3 protein-coding genes and 1 pseudogene are annotated in these 2,354 nt (G+C 43.9%); 2 read left to right on the top strand and 2 right to left on the bottom strand.

Annotated elements, in window-relative coordinates:
- Positions 1 to 364, bottom strand: a pseudogene (locus PX481_RS16455) (RNA-guided endonuclease TnpB family protein); the annotation flags it as partial.
- A 174-nt stretch (positions 365 to 538) separates the two neighbouring features.
- On the bottom strand, positions 539 to 946 hold the full coding sequence (locus PX481_RS16450) for a hypothetical protein (protein WP_002756869.1): 408 nt from the start codon (positions 944 to 946) through the stop codon (positions 539 to 541).
- Between the two features lie 48 nt (positions 947 to 994).
- Here PX481_RS16450 and PX481_RS16445 point away from each other — a divergent pair, with 48 nt between their 5' ends.
- Both PX481_RS16445 and PX481_RS16440 read left to right on the top strand, forming a co-directional pair.
- Positions 995 to 1,900 carry a hypothetical protein gene (locus PX481_RS16445; RefSeq protein WP_288095032.1) on the top strand — a complete coding sequence of 302 codons (906 nt, stop codon included), beginning with the start codon at positions 995 to 997 and terminating at the stop codon, positions 1,898 to 1,900.
- A gap of 341 nt (positions 1,901 to 2,241) precedes the next feature.
- Positions 2,242 to 2,354: SDR family NAD(P)-dependent oxidoreductase (locus tag PX481_RS16440; RefSeq protein WP_288095034.1), on the top strand; the 113-nt coding region annotated here is incomplete at its 3' end.

Here is a 2,354-nt window from a genome sequence, read left to right as displayed (position 1 = left end):
CTCCCCAGCTTACATCAGATATTGCCTGAGATAATTTCGGGTTTTTGACCAGATTCTTGACGGCTAAATTCTCAACCACAATCGTTTGGTTTTCCCGAACTAATTGAGTGGTTAGCTTGTGTAAATGGTCTTTTCTGCTATCGGTGATTTGAGCGGCAATTCTGGCTACTTTGATTCTCGCTTTTTCTCGATTCTTTGAGCCTTTTTTATTCCTAGAAAGGCTTTTTGGGTCCTTTCGCAGTCTCCGATAATGCTTTTAAAAATGCTTAGGATTAGATACTTTGTCGCCATCGCTGGTAATCACGAAGCTACTAATTCCTAAGTCAATTCCAATGGCTTTATCTGTTACTGGTAAGTACCTAAGCAAAATTAATTACACATATCTAACCACCTCTTGCCTCTTGCCTCTTGCCTATCTTCACTAGGAAATTAATTTTGCACGACTACTTAACAGTAAAGCCAACCTAGAAAGACGGGGTTTCAGACCCAAAATTTTCGATGATCATAGACTATAGCAAAACCCCCGGGCTTTTTCTGGTTATTTTACTAAATAGCTGCGCCATTGCGAGGCAACTTCTTCCAGTAAACGCCAAGTTTTACCCTCGATCTGTCTTTGTAAATAAAGATCAAAATTGTTGTGTTGTTTGGTATCTTTTTGATGGGGCAATTGTAGAGTTAGATCGTAATCTCCCTGCAAGTGATAAGCGGGCAAATTGCCCACATAAAGCGGTTCCAGACTGGTGACATTAATTTTAGCAATTTTTACCTGCGGATCATCGATATGTAAAGATTGACTAAGGCGATCGGATGTGTGACGAAATTGTAATAAAAGGGCTTTGGCGACGATTTCTCCGTCGGGGGCAAATTCTTGCGGGGGAGTGACACTACCACAAGCAGTCAGGAAGACAAGGAAAATACTGGTTAAAAAACCGAGAAAACGGCGCATAGAATGATATTTTGAAAAAGAATGGCAGCGGGTTAAGAAGAATTAATTATGACTCAACCAAATGAGCGAGAGAATTTCAGCCAAGCAGAAACAGTGATCCGACTACAAGAGGCGATCGAGCAGTTAAATTCGATCGTTTCCCAACTTAACACGGGAACGGGGATAGTGTTACCCCCAAAAGTTGCTGTTGATAATCTTCTTAACTCAACGCAACAGTTAGCCGCTGCTTTAAAACCAGACGAATTCGCAGGAGTTGAGCAAAGTTTAACCGCAGATTCTCCAATCGAAGCAGCGGAGGGAATCGACGATATTTTACCAGATTTCGAGCAGGTGGAAGGGTGGTGGACGACGATTTTGAGCAAAATTCGCCGACTTTTACCTGGGGGAATTAGCGAAAAAATTCCCGATTGGTTAATTACCGGCTTGTTAACAGGAAGTTTAGTCACTATCCTATTAGTAGCTGTGGTCAGTTTACCGAAAAATCCGGCGGAAATTGCCGAAAATATGCCTGAAGTTGTCTCTAGTCCTTCCCCGGCTGCCGGGGAAATTATCGAAACTCCCCCAGAATTAATCGCACCAGAGGCACCGATTCCCGTCCCGATTACCAAAGCAAAACCGCGATTAACTCCCGAACAAAGTTTAGTCGCAGCCATTCAAGCGGAAATTACCGATTTAACTGCTCGTTATCCCACCGGGATTATTTCTACCGTAGAAGCGGACTTTTTGGCTAGTCGTCTAGTAGTTATTTTGGGCGATAATTGGTATAGTCTGGAGGCATCACAACAGGATAAATTGGCTAATTCGGTTTTTCAACGTTGCCAAAGTCTCGATTTTCGGCGCTTGGAAATGAAGGATAACCAGGGAATTCTCCTCGCTAGAAGTCCCGTTATCGGCGATCGAGTGGTGATTGTCAATCGCAGTCAACCCAGCGCTGGCATCTCCTCCGGTGAGTAGTTTTGAGCGCGGGGAGAGGGAGTTTTCGACCAAGACAGCCTCAATAATTCTCCCCCACCAGGCCACTTTTTTCCCTCGCTGGTTAGATATCTAAATATACACAAAGATTAGTGATCCCTGACTTAACAGTGCTATAATTGGCTAGGTAAAATTTTGTAACGATTTTTAATCTTGAACCTACCTGATAGTCAATGCTTCCCCCCGCCCCGAGTGGACGCAGCAATTTTGGTGCGAGAAAAATTGCTCCGATCCAAGCCAACTCCCTTAAACTTTTCTAGGGTTCCCCTAACCGCCAAAATTTTGCCCTAACTACCCAGAATTAAGAGATTTCAGATTATACCATGAACTCTGTTATTCGTCAACAGCGAGCGCTGATCACCGGAGCCAGTAGCGGCATCGGCAAAGAAACCGCCCTCGCTTTCGCCAAGGCGGGAATTAATCTGGTTTTAATCGG

This window comes from Microcystis sp. M53603_WE2 (genome assembly GCF_030065435.1).
The sequence above is the reverse complement of the archived record's forward strand: the minus strand, read 5'-3'. Positions and strand labels throughout refer to the sequence as shown.